Below are 1,869 nucleotides of genomic sequence, written 5' to 3'. Positions count from 1 at the left end.
GCTTCCACATGCCGACGCCGGATCACTAGGCCCTGCTTTCGCGCCTGCTCGACACGTCTGTCTCGCAGTCAAGCCCCCTTGTGCCCTTACACTCAACACCTGATTGCCAACCAGGCTGAGGGAACCTTTGGGCGCCTCCGTTACCCTTTAGGAGGCAACCGCCCCAGTTAAACTACCCGCCAGGCACTGTCCCCCACCCGGATCCACGGGCGCGGGTTAGACGTCAGAAACGGCCAGAGTGGTATCTCACCGATGGCTCCACCCGAACTGGCGTCCGGGCTTCACGGCCTCCCACCTATCCTGCACAAGCCGCTCCAAACGCCAATGCCAAGCTGTAGTGAAGGTCCCGGGGTCTTTCCGTCCTGCTGCGCGTAGCGAGCATCTTCACTCGCAGTGCAATTTCGCCGGGTCCGCGGTCGAGACAGCGCCCAGGCCGTTACGCCATTCGTGCAGGTCGGAACTTACCCGACAAGGAATTTCGCTACCTTAGGATGGTTATAGTTACCACCGCCGTTTACCGGCGCTTAGGTTCCGAGCTTCGCAACCCCGAAAGGCCGCTAACCCGTCCCCTTAACGTTCCGGCACCGGGCAGGCGTCAGTCCGTATACTTCGTCTTACGACTTCGCACGGACCTGTGTTTTTAGTAAACAGTCGCCTGGGCCTATTCTCTGCGGCCCCCACCAGCTTCGGCAGCACGTGCCTACACCAGCAGAGGCCCCCCTTCTCCCGAAGTTACGGGGGCAATTTGCCTAGTTCCTTAACCGCGGTTCGCCCGAACGCCTCGGTATTCTCTACCTGACCACCTGAGTCGGTTTAGGGTACGGGCCGCCGACACACTCGCTAGAGGCTTTTCTCGGCAGCATGGGATCACTCACTTCGCCTAAAACGGCTCGGCATCGCACCTCACCCTGCATGCGCGGCGGATTTACCTACCACGCGGGCCACATGCTTACCCCAGGACAACCACCGCCTGGGCTGAGCTACCCTCCTGCGTCACCCCATCGCTTACCTACTACCCCCTCGGGCCCCAGCCTCCCCACAAACCCCCACCCCAAAGGAGCAGGAGGTGGTTCGGGTGGTTAGCATCAGAAGGTTCGGTATGGGCGCGTGCCAGCGGGTACGGGAATATCAACCCGTTGTCCATCGACTACGCCTCACGGCCTCGCCTTAGGTCCCGACTTACCCTGGGCGGATCAGCCTGCCCCAGGAACCCTTGGTCAATCGGCGCACACGTTTCCCACGTGTGAAATCGCTACTCATGCCTGCATTCTCACTCCTGCACCCTCCACCACACGATCACTCGGCAGCTTCACCAGGTACAGGACGCTCCCCTACCCACCCCAGCACACAGCTGGGATGCCACGGCTTCGGCGGCGTGCTTAAGCCCCGCTACATTGTCGGCGCGGAATCACTCGACCAGTGAGCTATTACGCACTCTTTCAAGGATGGCTGCTTCTAAGCCAACCTCCTGGCTGTCACAGCAACTCCACATCCTTTACCACTTAGCACACACTTAGGGGCCTTAGCCGATGATCTGGGCTGTTTCCCTCTCGACCACGAAGCTTATCCCCCGCGGTCTCACTGCCGCGCTCAACTTACCGGCATTCGGAGTTTGGCTGACGTCAGTAACCTTGTCGGGCCCATCGGCCATCCAGTAGCTCTACCTCCGGCAAGCACCACGCGACGCTGCACCTAAATGCATTTCGGGGAGAACCAGCTATCACGGAGTTTGATTGGCCTTTCACCCCTAACCACAGGTCATCCCCCAGGTTTTCAACCCTGGTGGGTTCGGGCCTCCACACCGTCTTACCGGCGCTTCACCCTGCCCATGGCTAGATCACCCCGCTTCGGGTCTACAGCATGCGACTC

The 1,869-nt window shown here is 60.4% G+C and carries 1 rRNA gene; it reads right to left on the bottom strand.

The window, feature by feature from the left end:
- Positions 1-1,869, bottom strand: a 23S ribosomal RNA gene (locus tag BUE48_RS24405); the annotation flags it as partial.

It is taken from the genome of Thermomonospora sp. CIF 1 (genome assembly GCF_001896795.1).
Classification (GTDB): domain Bacteria; phylum Actinomycetota; class Actinomycetes; order Streptosporangiales; family Streptosporangiaceae; genus Thermomonospora; species Thermomonospora curvata.
The sequence above is the reverse complement of the archived record's forward strand: the minus strand, read 5'-3'. Positions and strand labels throughout refer to the sequence as shown.